The sequence below is a fragment of the Nioella sediminis genome, from assembly GCF_001879695.1.
Classification (GTDB): Bacteria; Pseudomonadota; Alphaproteobacteria; order Rhodobacterales; family Rhodobacteraceae; genus Nioella; species Nioella sediminis.
The window spans coordinates 105,790-119,634 of record NZ_MNBL01000041.1 but is presented as its reverse complement, the minus strand read 5'-3'; the positions used below and the strand labels follow the sequence as shown (position 1 = coordinate 119,634).

General features: G+C 64.6%; 19 protein-coding genes. 12 read left to right on the top strand and 7 right to left on the bottom strand.

Annotation, left to right across the window (positions count from 1 at the left end; translation table 11 throughout):
• Positions 1–50: 50 nt before the first annotated feature.
• From BKY26_RS05705 to yaaA, 6 genes are all read left to right on the top strand, one after another.
• A complete protein-coding gene (locus BKY26_RS05705) occupies positions 51–1,256 on the top strand; it encodes an NAD(P)/FAD-dependent oxidoreductase (RefSeq protein ID WP_071689429.1) in 1,206 nt (401 codons plus the stop codon).
• Positions 1,253–1,825: a 16S rRNA (guanine(966)-N(2))-methyltransferase RsmD gene (gene rsmD, locus BKY26_RS05700; protein WP_071689428.1), complete on the top strand. Its 573-nt coding sequence runs from the start codon at positions 1,253–1,255 to the stop codon at positions 1,823–1,825. The genes BKY26_RS05705 and rsmD overlap by 4 nt, the downstream gene beginning before the upstream one ends.
• The gene (locus BKY26_RS05695; protein ID WP_071689427.1) at positions 1,822–2,484 is read left to right on the top strand and encodes an HAD family hydrolase; all 663 of its coding nucleotides are present in this window, start codon (positions 1,822–1,824) and stop codon (positions 2,482–2,484) included. Before rsmD ends, BKY26_RS05695 begins: the two co-directional genes overlap by 4 nt.
• Positions 2,481–2,810 carry a hypothetical protein gene (locus tag BKY26_RS05690; protein ID WP_071689426.1) on the top strand — a complete coding sequence of 110 codons (330 nt, stop codon included), beginning with the start codon at positions 2,481–2,483 and terminating at the stop codon, positions 2,808–2,810. The genes BKY26_RS05695 and BKY26_RS05690 overlap by 4 nt, the downstream gene beginning before the upstream one ends.
• 89 nt (positions 2,811–2,899) lie before the next feature.
• On the top strand, positions 2,900–4,954 hold the full coding sequence (recQ, locus tag BKY26_RS05685) for a DNA helicase RecQ (protein ID WP_071689425.1): 2,055 nt from the start codon (positions 2,900–2,902) through the stop codon (positions 4,952–4,954).
• On the top strand, positions 4,948–5,715 hold the full coding sequence (gene yaaA / locus BKY26_RS05680; RefSeq protein WP_071689424.1) for a peroxide stress protein YaaA: 768 nt from the start codon (positions 4,948–4,950) through the stop codon (positions 5,713–5,715). Before recQ ends, yaaA begins: the two co-directional genes overlap by 7 nt.
• Positions 5,716–5,791: 76 nt before the next feature.
• Here yaaA and BKY26_RS05675 read toward each other — a convergent pair whose 3' ends face one another.
• Positions 5,792–6,238 (bottom strand): rhodanese-like domain-containing protein, encoded by a 447-nt coding sequence (locus BKY26_RS05675; RefSeq protein ID WP_071689423.1) that lies wholly within the window; start codon positions 6,236–6,238, stop codon positions 5,792–5,794.
• Between the two features lie 139 nt (positions 6,239–6,377).
• Here BKY26_RS05675 and BKY26_RS05670 point away from each other — a divergent pair, with 139 nt between their 5' ends.
• The gene (locus BKY26_RS05670; protein WP_071689422.1) at positions 6,378–7,067 is read left to right on the top strand and encodes a DUF4336 domain-containing protein; all 690 of its coding nucleotides are present in this window, start codon (positions 6,378–6,380) and stop codon (positions 7,065–7,067) included.
• Positions 7,068–7,073: 6 nt separating this feature from the next.
• On the opposite strand, the gene BKY26_RS05665 is transcribed toward BKY26_RS05670, so the two are convergent.
• The 3 genes from BKY26_RS05665 to BKY26_RS05655 are packed head-to-tail and all read right to left on the bottom strand — an operon-like array spanning position 7,074 to position 8,485.
• Positions 7,074–7,388: a DUF1244 domain-containing protein gene (locus BKY26_RS05665; RefSeq protein ID WP_071689421.1), complete on the bottom strand. Its 315-nt coding sequence runs from the start codon at positions 7,386–7,388 to the stop codon at positions 7,074–7,076.
• Between the two features lie 14 nt (positions 7,389–7,402).
• Positions 7,403–7,735: a 5-carboxymethyl-2-hydroxymuconate Delta-isomerase gene (locus BKY26_RS05660; RefSeq protein WP_071689420.1), complete on the bottom strand. Its 333-nt coding sequence runs from the start codon at positions 7,733–7,735 to the stop codon at positions 7,403–7,405.
• Between the two features lie 12 nt (positions 7,736–7,747).
• Positions 7,748–8,485 carry an N-formylglutamate amidohydrolase gene (locus BKY26_RS05655; protein WP_071689419.1) on the bottom strand — a complete coding sequence of 246 codons (738 nt, stop codon included), beginning with the start codon at positions 8,483–8,485 and terminating at the stop codon, positions 7,748–7,750.
• 143 nt (positions 8,486–8,628) lie between these two features.
• Between BKY26_RS05655 and pyk the strand changes: the two genes are divergently transcribed.
• The 5 genes from pyk (at position 8,629) to BKY26_RS05630 (ending at position 12,131) form a co-directional block, all read left to right on the top strand.
• Positions 8,629–10,074, top strand: a complete 1,446-nt coding sequence (gene pyk, locus BKY26_RS05650; protein ID WP_071689418.1) for a pyruvate kinase — start codon at positions 8,629–8,631, stop codon at positions 10,072–10,074.
• Entirely contained in the window at positions 10,071–10,301 is a 231-nt protein-coding gene (locus tag BKY26_RS05645; protein WP_071689417.1) for a hypothetical protein, read from the top strand. The genes pyk and BKY26_RS05645 overlap by 4 nt, the downstream gene beginning before the upstream one ends.
• Before the next feature lie 111 nt (positions 10,302–10,412).
• Positions 10,413–10,613, top strand: a complete 201-nt coding sequence (gene rpmI / locus BKY26_RS05640) for a 50S ribosomal protein L35 (protein ID WP_071689548.1) — start codon at positions 10,413–10,415, stop codon at positions 10,611–10,613.
• Between the two features lie 12 nt (positions 10,614–10,625).
• Complete coding sequence (gene rplT, locus BKY26_RS05635) at positions 10,626–10,988, top strand: 50S ribosomal protein L20 (RefSeq protein ID WP_071689416.1); 363 nt, start codon at positions 10,626–10,628, stop codon at positions 10,986–10,988.
• Between the two features lie 123 nt (positions 10,989–11,111).
• A complete protein-coding gene (locus BKY26_RS05630) occupies positions 11,112–12,131 on the top strand; it encodes an NAD-dependent epimerase/dehydratase family protein (protein WP_071689415.1) in 1,020 nt (339 codons plus the stop codon).
• Between the two features lie 6 nt (positions 12,132–12,137).
• Here the strand turns inward: BKY26_RS05630 and BKY26_RS05625 are convergent, their stop codons facing one another.
• The 3 genes from BKY26_RS05625 to BKY26_RS05615 are packed head-to-tail and all read right to left on the bottom strand — an operon-like array spanning position 12,138 to position 13,650.
• Complete coding sequence (locus BKY26_RS05625; RefSeq protein WP_071689414.1) at positions 12,138–12,674, bottom strand: GNAT family N-acetyltransferase; 537 nt, start codon at positions 12,672–12,674, stop codon at positions 12,138–12,140.
• Positions 12,675–12,694: 20 nt separating this feature from the next.
• Positions 12,695–13,015: a DnaJ family domain-containing protein gene (locus BKY26_RS05620; RefSeq protein WP_071689413.1), complete on the bottom strand. Its 321-nt coding sequence runs from the start codon at positions 13,013–13,015 to the stop codon at positions 12,695–12,697.
• Positions 13,012–13,650 (bottom strand): hypothetical protein, encoded by a 639-nt coding sequence (locus BKY26_RS05615; RefSeq protein WP_071689412.1) that lies wholly within the window; start codon positions 13,648–13,650, stop codon positions 13,012–13,014. The genes BKY26_RS05620 and BKY26_RS05615 overlap by 4 nt, the downstream gene beginning before the upstream one ends.
• Positions 13,651–13,845 lie beyond the last annotated feature (195 nt).

The following is a 13,845-nucleotide window of genomic DNA, read 5'->3' as shown; positions in this document are numbered from 1 at the left end:
AAGCGATATAGATCAATGGCTGGCAGGTGCCAGAGCGCGGGAGGAATTTCATGTCACATGTCGTCGTGATCGGGGCCGGTCAGGCCGGATCGTCGCTGGTGGCGAAGCTGCGGTCCTCGGGGTTCGAGGGTCAAATCACCCTGATCGGCGCGGAAAACGCCCCCCCCTATCAGCGCCCGCCGCTGTCCAAGGCCTACCTTCTGGGCGAAATGGAGAAGGAGCGTCTGTTCCTGCGGCCAGAGGCCTATTATGCCGACAATGGCATTACCCTGAAACTCGGTCAGCCGGTGACGGCAATCGATGCGGCAGCCAAGACCGTGGCCGTGGGGGGCGAAACGCTGTCCTATGATCAGCTGGCCCTGACCACCGGCTCCATCCCGCGCCGCCTGCCCGCCAATATCGGCGGCGATCTGGAGGGCGTCTTTACCGTCCGCGACCTGAAGGATGTGGACGCCATGGCCCCCGAAGTGACCGAGGGCCGCCGGGTCCTGATTGTGGGCGGCGGCTATATCGGGCTGGAGGCCGCTGCCGTCTGTTCCAAGAAGGGCATGCAGGTGACGCTTGTCGAAATGGCTGACCGCATCCTGCAACGTGTGGCCTCGCCCCAGACCTCGGATTACTTCCGCGACCTGCACAAATCGCACGGCGTCGATATCCGCGAGGGCGTGGGGCTTTCGCACCTGACCGGCGAGGGGCGCGTGTCGGGGGCAGTGCTGTCCGATGGCTCCGACCTTGCGCTGGACATGGTGATAGTGGGCGTGGGCATCGTCCCCGCCACCGGCCCCGCCGAAATGGCCGGGGTGGAGCTGGAAAACGGCATCAGGACCGATTCCCATGGCCGCACCTCCGACCCGTCGATCTGGGCGGCGGGCGACTGTGCGTCCTTCCCCTACAAGGGCGCGCGCATCCGGCTGGAAAGCGTGCAGAACGCCATTGATCAGGCCGAATGCGTGGCGGCGAATATCATGGGCGCGGATAAGGACTACGTGCCGGAGCCTTGGTTCTGGTCCGACCAGTACGACACCAAGCTGCAGATCGCGGGGCTGAACACCGGCTACGATGAAATCGTGACGCGGCAAACCGACGACACCCTGTCCTTCTGGTACTACAAGGGCGGCCAGTTCCTTGCCGTCGATGCCATCAACGATCCGCGCGGCTACATGGTGGGCAAGCGGCTGCTGTCCATGGACAAGTCGCCCGACAAGGCTGCAGTGGCCGACCCTGCGACCGAGTTGAAGGCATTGCTGAAAGCGTGAGGATCATCGCGGGGAACCATCGGGGTAAGCGGCTTGCCTCGGTCGGCAAGGGTGATGCGGGCGCGCATCTGCGGCCCACATCCGACCGGGTGCGGGAGAGCCTGTTCAACCTGCTGGTGAATGGCGGCTACGGCGACCCGCTGACCGGCGCCCGCGTGCTGGATCTTTTCGCAGGGACCGGCGCGCTCGGGCTGGAGGCGCTGTCTCGCGGGGCGTCGTTCGCCTGTTTCGTCGATGACGGCGCCACGGCACGGGCGCTTCTGCGGGAAAACATCAGACTGTGTTCCGCGCAGGGCACGTCGAAAGTCTTTCGCCGGAATGCAACGAAACTGGGGGATGCGCAGCAACCGCCCTTCGATTTGATTTTCCTAGACCCCCCCTATGGCAAAGGTCTCGGGGAAAAGGCGCTGGCGGCAGCGATCGCGGGCGGCTGGCTGGCCCCTGAAGCCCTGATCGTGTGGGAGGAGAACACCGCCCCCATCCCACCCGAAGGGTGTGAGCAGCTGGACCAGCGCCGCTATGGCGACACGCTGATCACCATCCTGCGCCATGAAGGAGCCCCCGAATGACCCGCCCCGAATTGGTGATCTTCGACTGCGACGGGGTGCTTGTGGACAGCGAGACCGTGTCGAACCGGGTCTTGGCCGAGAACCTGACCCGCCACGGCCTGCCGATGACGCTGGAACGCTGCATGGAGCTCTTCGTCGGCGGCACCATGCGCGGGGTGGGGGAACAGGCGCGCGGGATGGGGGCGGATCTGCCCGCCGATTGGGTCGATGAAATCTATGCCGAGACCTATGCGGCCTTGCGTGCAGGGGTCGACGTGATCGCGGGCATCCCGGAATTGCTGGACCATCTCGACGCCGCGCGAATCCCCTATGCCGTCGGATCGAACGGCAGCGAGGCGAAGATGCAGATCACGCTTGGCCAGAACGGCCTTCTGGACCGGTTCAACGGGGCGATCTTCTCTGCGCACACGCTGAAAACCGCCAAGCCTGACCCCGACCTCTACCTCGCCGCCGCCGCCCATTTCAGCGTGGCCCCCGACCGCGCGGTGGTGTTGGAAGACAGCGCCACCGGGGCGACCGCCGCCGCCCGCGCCGGTATGCGCTGCCTCGGCTATGCGCCCCATGGCGACGGGGCTGCGCTGAAGGCCAAGGGGGCGGAGATCATCGACAGCATGTACTCCGTGCCGGCGCTGATTGGCTTGCAAGAGGCCGCAGAATGATCCTGCCCGAGCATCACTGCCCCGGCTGCGGCGCAGCCCAAAAGGCCTTTCCCCGATACCCATGGCATTTCTGCGCCGACTGTCTCGGGCTTGCCCGCGATGGCCACGGACGGCCGCTCGAATTTGCCAATGCGTCCCTCAGCGGGGGGCTGGTCTGGCGCATCAAGGGGCAGGAGGCGTGGCACGATGCAACCCGCGTTCTCTGCCTGATCCATGACCGCCCGGTTCTGGTGCACGAGGCACGGTTTGGCGGCGTAGTGGCCGAACCCGTGCCGGAATTGCCGCTGCCCCATCTGCACGGGTTGGTTGACCTGCGCAAAGCATAGGAACAACCCCTAGCGGTCCTTGTCCCCCGGGCCACAATATGCGACCGTCCGGCGCAATCAGAACACAGCAGAGCAGCCCGACCGACCCCATGCCGGCCCCTTCCGATTTGCTATCTTCCGTCTTCGGTTTTTCCGCCTTCCGCCCCGGGCAGGAGGAGATCGTGGATGCCGTGACCGCTGGCCGCGACGTGCTGGCGATCATGCCGACGGGCGGCGGCAAGTCGCTGTGTTTCCAGCTGCCTGCGCTCTGCCGCGAGGGGCTGACCGTTGTCATCTCTCCCCTCATAGCGCTGATGCGCGATCAGGTGCGCGGGTTGCGCGAGGCGGGGGTTGAGGCCGGGGCGCTGACCTCTGGCAATACCGAGGACGAAACCGATGCGGTCTGGCGCAGGCTGGAGGAGGGCACGCTGAAACTGCTCTACCTCGCGCCCGAACGGCTGGCTTCAGGTGGCACCGAACGGATGCTGTCACGCGCAGGCGTCAGCCTCATTGCCGTGGATGAGGCGCATTGCGTCAGCCAGTGGGGCCACGATTTCCGCCCCGATTACCTGCGCATCGGCGACCTGCGCCGGGCGCTGGACGTGCCGCTGGCGGCCTTCACGGCGACAGCAGACGCCGAAACGCGGGCCGAGATCGTCACGCGGCTTTTCAGTGAGGCAAACCCGCCCGAAACCTTCCTGCGCGGTTTTGATCGGCCCAACCTGAGCCTCGCCTTCGACGTCAAGAACCAGCCGCGCCAGCAGATCCTTGCCTTTGCCGCCGCCCGCAAGGGGCAATCCGGCATTGTCTATTGCGGTACGCGGGCCAAGACCGAAACGCTGGCGCAGGCGCTGCGCGAGGCGGGGCACAATGCCTGCCAATACCATGGCGGGATGGAGGCCGGGGACCGACGCCACGTGGAAACCCGCTTCGCGCAGGAGGACGGGCTGATCGTGGTGGCGACGATTGCCTTCGGCATGGGCGTGGACAAGCCCGATATCCGGTGGGTGGCCCATGCGGACCTGCCCAAATCCATCGAGGCGTACTACCAGGAAATCGGCCGCGCGGGCCGCGACGGGGCGCCTGCCGACACACTGACCCTCTTCGGTCCCGACGACATCCGCTTCCGCCGCCAGCAGATCGACGAAGGGCTGGCCCCGCCGGACCGCAAATCCGCCGATCATGGGCGTCTGAACGCGTTGCTGGGGCTGGCCGAGGCCACCGGCTGCCGCCGTCAGGTTCTGCTTGGCTATTTCGGAGAAGACCCGGAGCCCTGCGGCAACTGCGATCTCTGCAACGACCCGCCGGAGCTGTTCGAGGGTGGGGTCGCCGTGCAAAAGGCGCTATCGGCCATGTTGCGCACCGGGGAGAGCTTCGGCGCGGGGCACCTGATCGACATCCTGATCGGGGCGGATACCGACAAGGTCCGCCAGCGCGGGCATGACGCCCTGCCCACCTATGGTGTCGGCACGGAGTTTGACCGGCGTGGCTGGCAGGCGGTGTTTCGGCAGATGGCGGCCCATGACCTCGTGCGCCCCGATCCCGACCGGCACGGCGCGCTGTTCATGACCGACCGGGCACGTCCCATCCTGCGGGGTGAGGAAGGGATCACCCTGCGCCGTGACACGATCCGCAAGGCAGCCCGCCGCCCTGCCGTCAAGATGCTGGTCAGCGAGGAGGACGCACCCCTGCTGTCGGCCCTCAAGGCCAAGCGTCGGGCGCTGGCGGAGGAGGCCGGGGTGCCCGCCTATGTGATCTTCACCGACAAGACCCTGATCGAGATGGCCGAAACCCGGCCTGCCACGCTCGACCAGATGGCCAAAGTGGGCGGGGTCGGCGCGACCAAGCTCGACCGCTACGGCGCGATATTTCTGGAGGTCATCACCGGCGAAACGCCGCAGGAGGCCCATCCGCAGCGCCGCAAGCTGGCCGGGCGCGACGCGGGCCCTATATTTGACCAACTGATGCAGGCGCAGGTGGGCCTGGCGCGCGGTGAAATGGGGACCGAGAAGTACCTCTCCTGCACCCATTCCACGATCCGCCAGATCGCCGAACGCCGCCCGGATACGCTGGAAGATCTGGCGCGCATTCCGGGCATGGGAGACCTAAAGGTGGAACGCTTCGGGACGGCGTTCCTCGATGTGATAAGGGGGCAGGAATGCTGATCGTTCTTTCACCGGCCAAGAAACTCGACTGGTCCGAGCGCGATGTGGACATGACCGCGCCGATGTTCCAGCAGGATGCCGACCGGTTGGCCGAGGTCGCACAGGGCCTGTCCGTGGCCGAGTTGCAAAAGCTGATGCATATCAGCGAAAGCCTTGGCAAACTGAACCGCGACCGCTTTGCCCGGTTCCATGATCATGCCGAAAAGCGGCCCGCCGTTCTGGCCTTTGCAGGCGACACCTATACGGGGCTGGAGGCGGGCAGCCTCGACGCCGAGGAACTGGCGTTTGCTCAGGATCATCTGCGGATTCTTTCGGGCCTTTATGGGCTGTTGCGCCCTCTCGATGCGATGCAGGAATACCGGCTGGAAATGGGTAGCCGGTTGAAGACAGACCGGGGTCGATCACTCTATGACTATTGGGGTGTCCAGATCGCCGAGGCGCTGAATGCCGAGGCGGACCGGCTGGGGACTGACACGTTGATCAACTGCGCCTCGGTCGAGTATTTCACCGCCGTGAAGCCGGATGTTTTGCGCCCCCGCGTGATCACGCCCCAGTTCCTGGAGGAAAAGCCCGGCGGCCCCAAGGTGGTCAGTTTCTTTGCCAAGAAAGCGCGCGGCGCGATGGCCCGGTTCATCATCCAGAACCGGCTGCGCGATCCCGAAGGCATTCTTGATTTCGACAACGGTGGCTATCGGTACGCACCGGATCTGAGCACGTCGGACAAGCCTGCCTTCTACCGGCCCGCGATGGCGGAAGTGTAGGGCGAGAAAGCGGTTTGCAAACCGCTTGCAAGGGCCTTGCAAGGCCCTTTAACGCGCTTCAAGCGCGTTGGCGCGCTTAACAGACCGTACAGCCCATGTCCCGCGTTGGTGCCACGGGGCTGTAGCCCTCGCGCAGCACTCGTACCATGCCGCCCGCCACGTCGATGACCGGCGCGTCAACCGCCTCCGCAATCTGCCGCGTGGCGCGCGACGTGCGGTTCCCCGTCCGGCAGATGAGCGCCAGGCTCTGACCGTCCTGCAAATGCGGACGCAGGGCGGCAAGAAAGCTGTCGCGATCGGCATAGGTGATCAGAAGCGCGCCGTCGATCACGCCGGTCTGCTGCCATTCCTCGGGGCGGCGGATATCGACCAGCAGAACCGAGTCGTCCTGGGCCAGCGCATCGCCCGACAGGGCCGCAAGGGTCAGGTTCTCCGGCTCTCGCCCTCGTCCGAAGAGAAAGCCCGCGGCGGCTATGGCCAAAGCGGCGGCGGACCCGAAAGCGAGGAAAAGGCGTCTGTCCATGTCTGATCTCATGCAATGAGGACTATCAATGCGGCGCATTTAGTCCTGCGGGGCGGCGCCTTCAACCGCACGGATCAGGTGGCATTGTCGCAGCGCCTGTGATCTGCTCTGCACCCATGAGACCAGCGAGAGGAACGCGATGACATTGATCCCATTTGGCCCTGGCCTCTGGCTGGTCGACGGAGCGGATATCCGGGCGGCGGCGGGATTTCACTATCCCACGCGCATGGCCGTCGCGCGGCTTTCGGATGGCGGTCTCTGGCTCTGGTCGCCTGTGCGTCTGACCCCCGCTCTGCTGGAGGCGCTGGAACAGCTCGGCCCTGTCCGGCACATCGTCGCGCCCAACCGGCTGCATCACATGGCGCTTTCGGATTGGGTGCATTTCTGTCCCGGGGTCCGGCTGCATGCGGCACCGGGGTTGCGGGCCAAGCGGGGGGATCTGCACTTCTCCAGCGATCTGGGCGACACCCCGAATCCCGACTGGGCCGGGCAAATTGATCAGGTGATCTTTCCAAATGCCATCGCCGATGAGGTCGTGTTCTTCCACCGTGACAGCGGCACGGTTCTCTTCACCGACCTGCTGCAACAGATGCCGAAGGGCTGGTATCGTGGCTGGCGGCGGCTGGTGGCGTGGCTGGACCTGATGACCGGGGTCGAGCCACAGGTGCCCCGCAAGTTCCGGATGGCCACGCGGGACAAGGCGGCCGCCCGCGTCGCTCTCGATCAGATCAGCACGTGGCAGCCGAAACAGGTCGTCATGGCCCATGGCACGCCCGTCACGGACAAGGCCGATACGTTCCTGTCCCGCGCCTTTTCCTGGCTTGGCTAGAGGGCCTCAGCCCTTCTTCAGCACATTCTCGGCAAAGGCCTTCTCGAATGCTGCCTGCTTTTCGGGGCTGGCCTCAGACTGGTTCTGCGCCTTCCAGTCGTCATAGGGTATCCCGTAATAGGCCTCGCGCCCCTCGTCCTTGGTCATCTCGATGCCACGCTCATTGGCGGCTTCCTGATACCAGCGCGCCAGGCAGTTGCGGCAGAACCCGGCCAGGTTCATCAGGTCGATATTCTGCACGTCCGGGCGGTCGTCCATCAGGTGCTGGCGCAGGCGGCGGAAGGCGGCGGCCTCGATCTCGATACGGGTCTGGTCGTCCATCTCTGGTCTCCTTCTCACAAGACGCGCTTGGTATAGGCGGCGCTCAGGTCCTTCACGTCGACCGACAGAGAACCGACCTCGGGCAGGTGCGATTCCAGCACGGTCAGCACGCATCGTGCAAGGGCGGCCTTGGTCGGCTCATCCCGGCCCGGCAGCAGCGACAGGTCCGCATGGGCGAAGCTCTGCGGCTCGGTCCCGATGCGCCAATGGGGGCAGGGCAGGGTGCGGATTTTCAGGCTTTCAGGATGCGGAATGGCCTCATGGGCGGCCAATGCCTGAAACAGGGCCTCACACAGCGCCTGATCCACCGCGACATTGGCAGAATGTTGAAGGGTCAGATGGGGCAACTCGGGGTCCTCTCAGCAACCGGCATCGGTTAACGCGCCGTCCAGAATCGGGGCCAGACGCTGGCCCCAGTGTTCCTGCTGTTCCGGCGTGGCAATCAGATCATTCCGCAGCTCGATCAGCACATGGGGGCGGCCGGGCACGGTCCCGTGGCGGTCCATGCTGTCGCCGGGCAGGTGGCCGGAATAGGGCTCGTTGTCGCCCACATAGATGTCGGCCTCAGCCCGCAGGCGGTCCAGCAGCGGTGCCGCCAACCGGTCATCCTCGGCATAGAGCACACCCACATGCCATGGCCGCATCTCGCGCCCCTTGAACTGGGGGGTGAAGCTGTGGACGGCGCAGACAACCGTATCACCGCGCCGCGCCGCCAGTCCGGCCAGCGCATCGTGATAGGGCCGGTGAAAGGCCGCTAGCCGCCGTTCCTGCTCTGCCGCATCGGCCCCCCGGTTCGCGGGGATGATCGACCCGTCATAGAGCTTCATCAGCACCGTCGGGTCATGTTCCCCGCGGTTGGGGTCGATCACCAGACGCGAGAAATCCGACAGGATCACCGGCGCGCCCATTTCCCGCGCCAAGGCCCGGGACAGCCCCGCCGCGCCGATATCATAGGCGATATGACGGTTCATATCCTCATCCGGCAGACCCAGAACGCCGCCGTTCACACAGTCGGGCACCCGGTTCGAGGCATGGTCGCAGGTGATCAGCCAACGAGAGGCGCGGTCATGCCCTTCGATGTGGAAAGGGGCTGTCATTTCCGTGTTATCCTTCATAGACAAAAGGGACATATGACAGGTTAGACGCGAGTGCCAGTTGTCATGTTCCACGAATTGGGACATAAGGGCCGCAACACGAATGCTAGCGCTAACATAAGCCGTAGAGAAACGAGGGTCAGACCATGAAAAGCCAGCGTAACGTCAAGATCGTGGCGACCCTCGGGCCCGCATCGAACGATTATGAGATGATCCGCGCCCTGTTCGAGGCCGGGGCCAATGTGTTTCGCCTGAACATGAGCCATGGCGACCACGAGGAGATCCGAGCGCGCCACACGATCATCCGTCAGGTGGAGAAAGACACCGGTCGCCCGATTGCCATCCTGGCCGACCTTCAGGGCCCGAAACTGCGCTGCGGCGTCTTCGCAAATGGCCCCTACGAACTGGAAGACGGTGCCCCGTTCCGCTTCGATCTGAACGAGGCCGAGGGCGACCATACCCGCGTACAACTGCCCCACCCCGAGATCTTCGCGGCGTTGGAACCGGGCTCGACCCTTCTGGTCAATGACGGCAAGATCAAGCTGCAGGTGGAAGATTGCGGCGCGGATTTCGCCAATTGCAAGGTCATCGCGGGCGGGTCCATCTCCAACCGCAAGGGCGTGAACGTGCCGGATGTGGTGCTACCGCTGGCGGCCCTGTCCGAAAAGGATCGCAAGGATCTGGAGTTTGTCTGCCAGCTTGGCGTCGACTGGCTGGCGCTCAGCTTCGTACAGCGCGCAGCCGATGTCGAGGAGGCCCGCGGGTTGGCCAAAGGCCGCGCCGCGATCCTGTCCAAGATCGAGAAACCAGCGGCGGTGAAGGCCTTTGACGAGATCCTCGCCGCTTCTGACGGGATCATGGTCGCGCGGGGCGACCTGGGGGTGGAACTGCCCGTGCAGGCGGTGCCGCCGATCCAGAAACGTCTGGTCCGGGCCTGTCGTGCCGCCGCCAAACCGGTGATCGTGGCGACCCAGATGCTCGAATCGATGATCGAAAGCCCGGTCCCCACCCGCGCCGAAGTCACCGACGTGGCCAACGCCATCTATGAAGGCGCCGATGCGGTGATGCTGTCCGCAGAAAGCGCCGCCGGGGGCTTCCCGATCGAGGCGGTCACCACCATGACCAATGTCGCCATCGAGGTCGAGGCCGACCCGACCTATCGCGACATTATCGAATCCAGCCGCAAGGTGGCGCGGTCCACCGTGGCCGATGGCATCGTTTCCTCGGCCCGTGAAATTGCGGAAACAACCGATATCAAGGCAATCTGCTGCTTCACCCAGTCCGGCGGCACCGCCGCGCTGGTGGCCCGCGAACGCCCGCGCGTTCCGATCATCGCCATGACCCCGATTGTAGATGTGGCCCGCCGCATGTGCCTCACTTGGGGTATGAACTGCTATCTGACGGGCGAACTCACGCGCTTCAAGATGGCCGTGACTTCTGCGGCGCGGGCCGCGCGCGATGCCGGTTTTGCCAACGAGACAGATTTTATCGTCGTTACAGCCGGTGTGCCCTTTAACGTGCAGGGCACAACGAATATCATCCGCGTCGCCCCCTGTGACGAGCGGTTGATCATGTCGACCGATATGGAATGATCCTGAGCCCCGACATCCTGCTGACCCTCTCGACCTTGGTGATCCTCTTTTCGATCGCCTCGGCCCTGTCGGTCTGGTCGGATGGGGAGTTTCCGACCGTAGCCCTTGGCGCGTTGGCGGCGGGTGTTGGCGTGTTCGTCTATGCCTACTGGTCGCTCGACGACCCGCAGGGCTGGCGCGAAGTGCCCGATGCCTTCATCTCGGTCCTGTCACGTGTGATGAACTGACCCCCTTGCCTTGTCCCCGGATTGCCGGTAACAGACGCGCTCCAACCGGTGCGGCCGGCCGAGAGGCATGCCGAGTCGCGCCAGAACGTAGCCAATGAACTGGAGACGAAAATGCCCAAGATGAAGACCAAGTCGAGCGCCAAGAAGCGCTTCAAGGTCACGGCTTCCGGCCGTGTCAAAGCAGGCCAGGCAGGTAAGCGCCACGGCATGATCAAACGGACCACCAAGTTCATCCGCACCGCGCGGGGAACCACGATCCTGTCCGCCCCTGACGAGAAGATCGTCAAGGGTTACATGCCCTACGCACGCTAAGGAGGCCTGACAATGTCCCGAGTTAAAGGCGGCACCACCACCCACGCCCGTCACCGCAAGATCGTCAAGGCCGCCAAGGGCTATTACGGTGCCCGCAGCCGCAACTTCCGCACCGCGACCCAGGCCGTCGACAAGGCCAACCAGTACGCGACCCGCGACCGCAAGGCCCGCAAGCGTCAGTTCCGCGCCCTGTGGATCCAGCGGATCAACGCCGCCGTCCGCGCCCATGACGAATCGCTGACCTATTCGCGCTTCATCAACGGTCTGGCGCTGGCCGGTATCGAGGTGGACCGCAAGGTTCTGGCCGATCTCGCCGTGCACGAGCCCGAAGCCTTCGGTGCCATCGTCGATCAGGCGAAAGGCGCGCTGGCCTAAGCTGGCCCGCAGCTGAGAAACAGAAAGCCCCGGCAGGTTCGATCCCGCCGGGGTTTTTCTTTGCCAGATACGCTATCCCGCGCCTAGACTTGCCACTTAGGGTTGCACGGAAAGGGGGGCGTCATGGGCAAGGTTCTGGTGACGGGGGCGAATGGTCATGTCGGCTACAATCTGACGGCAGAGCTTGTGCGGCGCGGGGCGGATTTGCGGGTCTCGGTCCGCGATGCGGATGATCCCGCGAAGTCAGACCCGCTCCGGGCGCTCGGGGTACAGGATGTCGTGTCGCTCGACGTGCAGGATGCCGACGGGTTCCGCGCTGCCACCGAAGGGATCGACCTGCTCTACCATGTCGCCGCGACCTATCGCTATGTCACCTCCGGCGCGGACGCGGATGCGCAAATGGTCCGCGACGCGGTCGAAGGGGCAACAGCCGCGATCCGGGCGGCGGCTGCCAGCGGCGTGCGCAAGGTTGTGCTGACCTCATCCACCGTCACCCTGCCGCTCGGCACCTCGCCCGACGACAAGAAGACCGAAGCCGACTGGACCGAAGATCTGAGCGTCCCTTACATCCGCGCCAAGACCCTGGCCGAGAAACGGGCCTGGGACCTGGCGGCGGAGCTTGGCGTGAACATGGTCGCCGTCCTGCCTGCGGGCATCTTCGGCGGCACCTTCCACAAACCGACGCAATCCACCGATTTCATCGAGGCCATTGCAAAGGGGGCGCTGCGTATGGGCTCGTTCAAGGGCGTCATGCCCTTTGTCGATGTGCGTGACGTGGTGGACGGGCATATCCGGGCGGCGGAACAGGATGTGTCGGGCCGGTTCATCCTCTGCAATGACCGGTTCCCGAGCTTTGATGAGATCATCGACATCCTGCGCGCCCAGGGAATGCGCGTTGGCCGTCCGCTGATGACGGTGCCCCTGTTCATGTACCCGATCGCCCCGCTGATGAACCGCATGACCAGCCGCCTGATCGGGGCGCCGCCATTGATTACGCCAGAGTTCGTGGCGCTGAACCGGGGCCGCTATTTTGCCTCGTCCAACCAGCGGGCGAAGGATGTGCTCGGCTGGCAGCCGAGCGTCAGCACCGACACCAGCATCCGCGATACGATAGAGGAACTCCGGCGCATCGGGCGGCTCTGAGATCTGTCACCAATAATCGGGCTTGTTCAGGGCCGCCACGCAGGAAGATGGCCCCTTCAGCGGTGAGAGATCCGCCCCAGACAGCGACTGACCGATCCAGCCTTCAGGGTGGCTCAGTGGCAGGGGCGGCGGGGCCATCTCTTCTGTAAGGGCTTGAAACCCAACTCGTCCGTAAAACGCCGGATCGCCATAGGTGATGGCCACGTCAATCCCCTCGGCCCGAAGCGCGTTCAGCCCATGCGTGATCAATGCCTGCCCCACGCCCTTGCCCTGCGCCGCTGTCGCCACCGCGACCGGGGACAACAGCATCACACGGCGCGGGTCTTCGGGGTAGGTCAGCCGGGTAAAGCAGATGCAGCTGAGCAGCTGACCCGCGTCAGAGGCCGTGAAGACGCGCAATTCCTGCGCCGGTGTCTTCAGCAATTGTTGCACCAGCCCCCCGATCAGCGCGCCTTCCTCCGCCCCTTCAGAGGCGGCAAAAGTGTCTGTGAACAGCGCTACAATGGTGTCCGCGCTGAACGCGCGTCCGTCCGACAGGTCCATGTCAGCCCTCTCTCCTGATGCTAGTCATGGCGCATGTATTTGCGCCGTGCTTCCTGTTCAATGTCGAGCCTCAGTCGAACGTCGGCCAATTCCCGGACGATCGCTTCACGCTCCGCGCCCTCCGGGGTTTCCCTCAGCTTCGCTGTCAGGGTCTCCACCTGTTTGCGCAGCTCGATCTCGCGCGGGACAACGCCCGCCTCATGCATGATCCGAAACCCTGCCGCATCGGCGCTCTCGCCGGTCTCCGGCTTCAGGGGCTTGCCCGCCCCTTTCAGGTCATCGAGCTGCCCTTCGGCCTCGGCCTTGCGGATCTGATGCTCGGCCAGCTTGTCCCATCTCATGACGGGCTGTCTTTCAGGGCCGTCGCTTCCGCGGTGATCAGTGTCGGGTTGCATTCCTGCGCATGGGCGGCGCGCAGCCTGTCACGATCCACGCCGTAGCGCCTTTCAAGCTCTGTGCCGAGCACCCGATCGAAATAGTCCACGTCCCTGGCAAAGCGCGGGAAGGACAGCGTCACGACCGGCACTTCAGCTGCAACCAGAGGTTCCAGCGTGCGGTAAAACTGCTCGGCCAGAACCCAATGCTGGTTCTCGGCCTGATCGGTCTTCCAAAGCCCGCCCGGTGCCATGTCCGGGTCTTCGCCCGCCGCGATTGCCCGCTCGCGCACCTGTCGGCGGCTGTTGGCGGCAGAGCCAAGCTCTCGCATCGGGATGATGGCCAGTCCGACCGGAAACCAGCTTTCGGCCAGAAGCTGCGGCAGCACATCCACGATCTGCGGCGATTTCACTACCAACGGCAGCTTGTCCACGTTGTGCCGCCTGACAGGCTTTTCCAGCCCGGCGCGGCCGAGGTTCTCTTCCACGCCTTTGAAGCGGCGCGGTTTAAAGCCGGTGTCCATCCCCGCCACAGTCAGAATGCGCACCAGCAGGGTCGTGCCCGCGCGGCCAGTGCCACAGATGATGATCTTGGGGTCCATACCATGCCCTTCTGCCTGTCGGGGCCGATGGTGCGAAATTCCGTGCGCCCCTGCAATCGCCAAACCTGTCACGACGCCTGGGATTTGCGCAAAGGGCACAGTCGGGCACACCAGCATGGCTTGCAGCCAGAGCGCGGAGCACGGTCATCATCTCCCCCGGTAGCGGCGTTTATCCCGGAAGGTTGTTCTGTTTTG

What these genes read in the sequence shown, in the direction of transcription:
- BKY26_RS05705 (WP_071689429.1), top strand. Translation starts at nt 51, where the DNA reads ATGTCACATGTCGTCGTGATCGGGGCCGGTCAGGCCGGATCGTCGCTG.
- BKY26_RS05695 (WP_071689427.1), top strand. Translation starts at nt 1,822, where the DNA reads ATGACCCGCCCCGAATTGGTGATCTTCGACTGCGACGGGGTGCTTGTG.
- BKY26_RS05690 (WP_071689426.1), top strand. Translation starts at nt 2,481, where the DNA reads ATGATCCTGCCCGAGCATCACTGCCCCGGCTGCGGCGCAGCCCAAAAG.
- recQ (WP_071689425.1), top strand. Translation starts at nt 2,900, where the DNA reads ATGCCGGCCCCTTCCGATTTGCTATCTTCCGTCTTCGGTTTTTCCGCC.
- yaaA (WP_071689424.1), top strand. Translation starts at nt 4,948, where the DNA reads ATGCTGATCGTTCTTTCACCGGCCAAGAAACTCGACTGGTCCGAGCGC.
- BKY26_RS05675 (WP_071689423.1), bottom strand. Translation starts at nt 6,238, where the DNA reads ATGGACAGACGCCTTTTCCTCGCTTTCGGGTCCGCCGCCGCTTTGGCC.
- BKY26_RS05670 (WP_071689422.1), top strand. Translation starts at nt 6,378, where the DNA reads ATGACATTGATCCCATTTGGCCCTGGCCTCTGGCTGGTCGACGGAGCG.
- BKY26_RS05665 (WP_071689421.1), bottom strand. Translation starts at nt 7,388, where the DNA reads ATGGACGACCAGACCCGTATCGAGATCGAGGCCGCCGCCTTCCGCCGC.
- BKY26_RS05655 (WP_071689419.1), bottom strand. Translation starts at nt 8,485, where the DNA reads ATGACAGCCCCTTTCCACATCGAAGGGCATGACCGCGCCTCTCGTTGG.
- pyk (WP_071689418.1), top strand. Translation starts at nt 8,629, where the DNA reads ATGAAAAGCCAGCGTAACGTCAAGATCGTGGCGACCCTCGGGCCCGCA.
- BKY26_RS05645 (WP_071689417.1), top strand. Translation starts at nt 10,071, where the DNA reads ATGATCCTGAGCCCCGACATCCTGCTGACCCTCTCGACCTTGGTGATC.
- rpmI (WP_071689548.1), top strand. Translation starts at nt 10,413, where the DNA reads ATGCCCAAGATGAAGACCAAGTCGAGCGCCAAGAAGCGCTTCAAGGTC.
- rplT (WP_071689416.1), top strand. Translation starts at nt 10,626, where the DNA reads ATGTCCCGAGTTAAAGGCGGCACCACCACCCACGCCCGTCACCGCAAG.
- BKY26_RS05630 (WP_071689415.1), top strand. Translation starts at nt 11,112, where the DNA reads ATGGGCAAGGTTCTGGTGACGGGGGCGAATGGTCATGTCGGCTACAAT.
- BKY26_RS05625 (WP_071689414.1), bottom strand. Translation starts at nt 12,674, where the DNA reads ATGGACCTGTCGGACGGACGCGCGTTCAGCGCGGACACCATTGTAGCG.
- BKY26_RS05620 (WP_071689413.1), bottom strand. Translation starts at nt 13,015, where the DNA reads ATGAGATGGGACAAGCTGGCCGAGCATCAGATCCGCAAGGCCGAGGCC.
- BKY26_RS05615 (WP_071689412.1), bottom strand. Translation starts at nt 13,650, where the DNA reads ATGGACCCCAAGATCATCATCTGTGGCACTGGCCGCGCGGGCACGACC.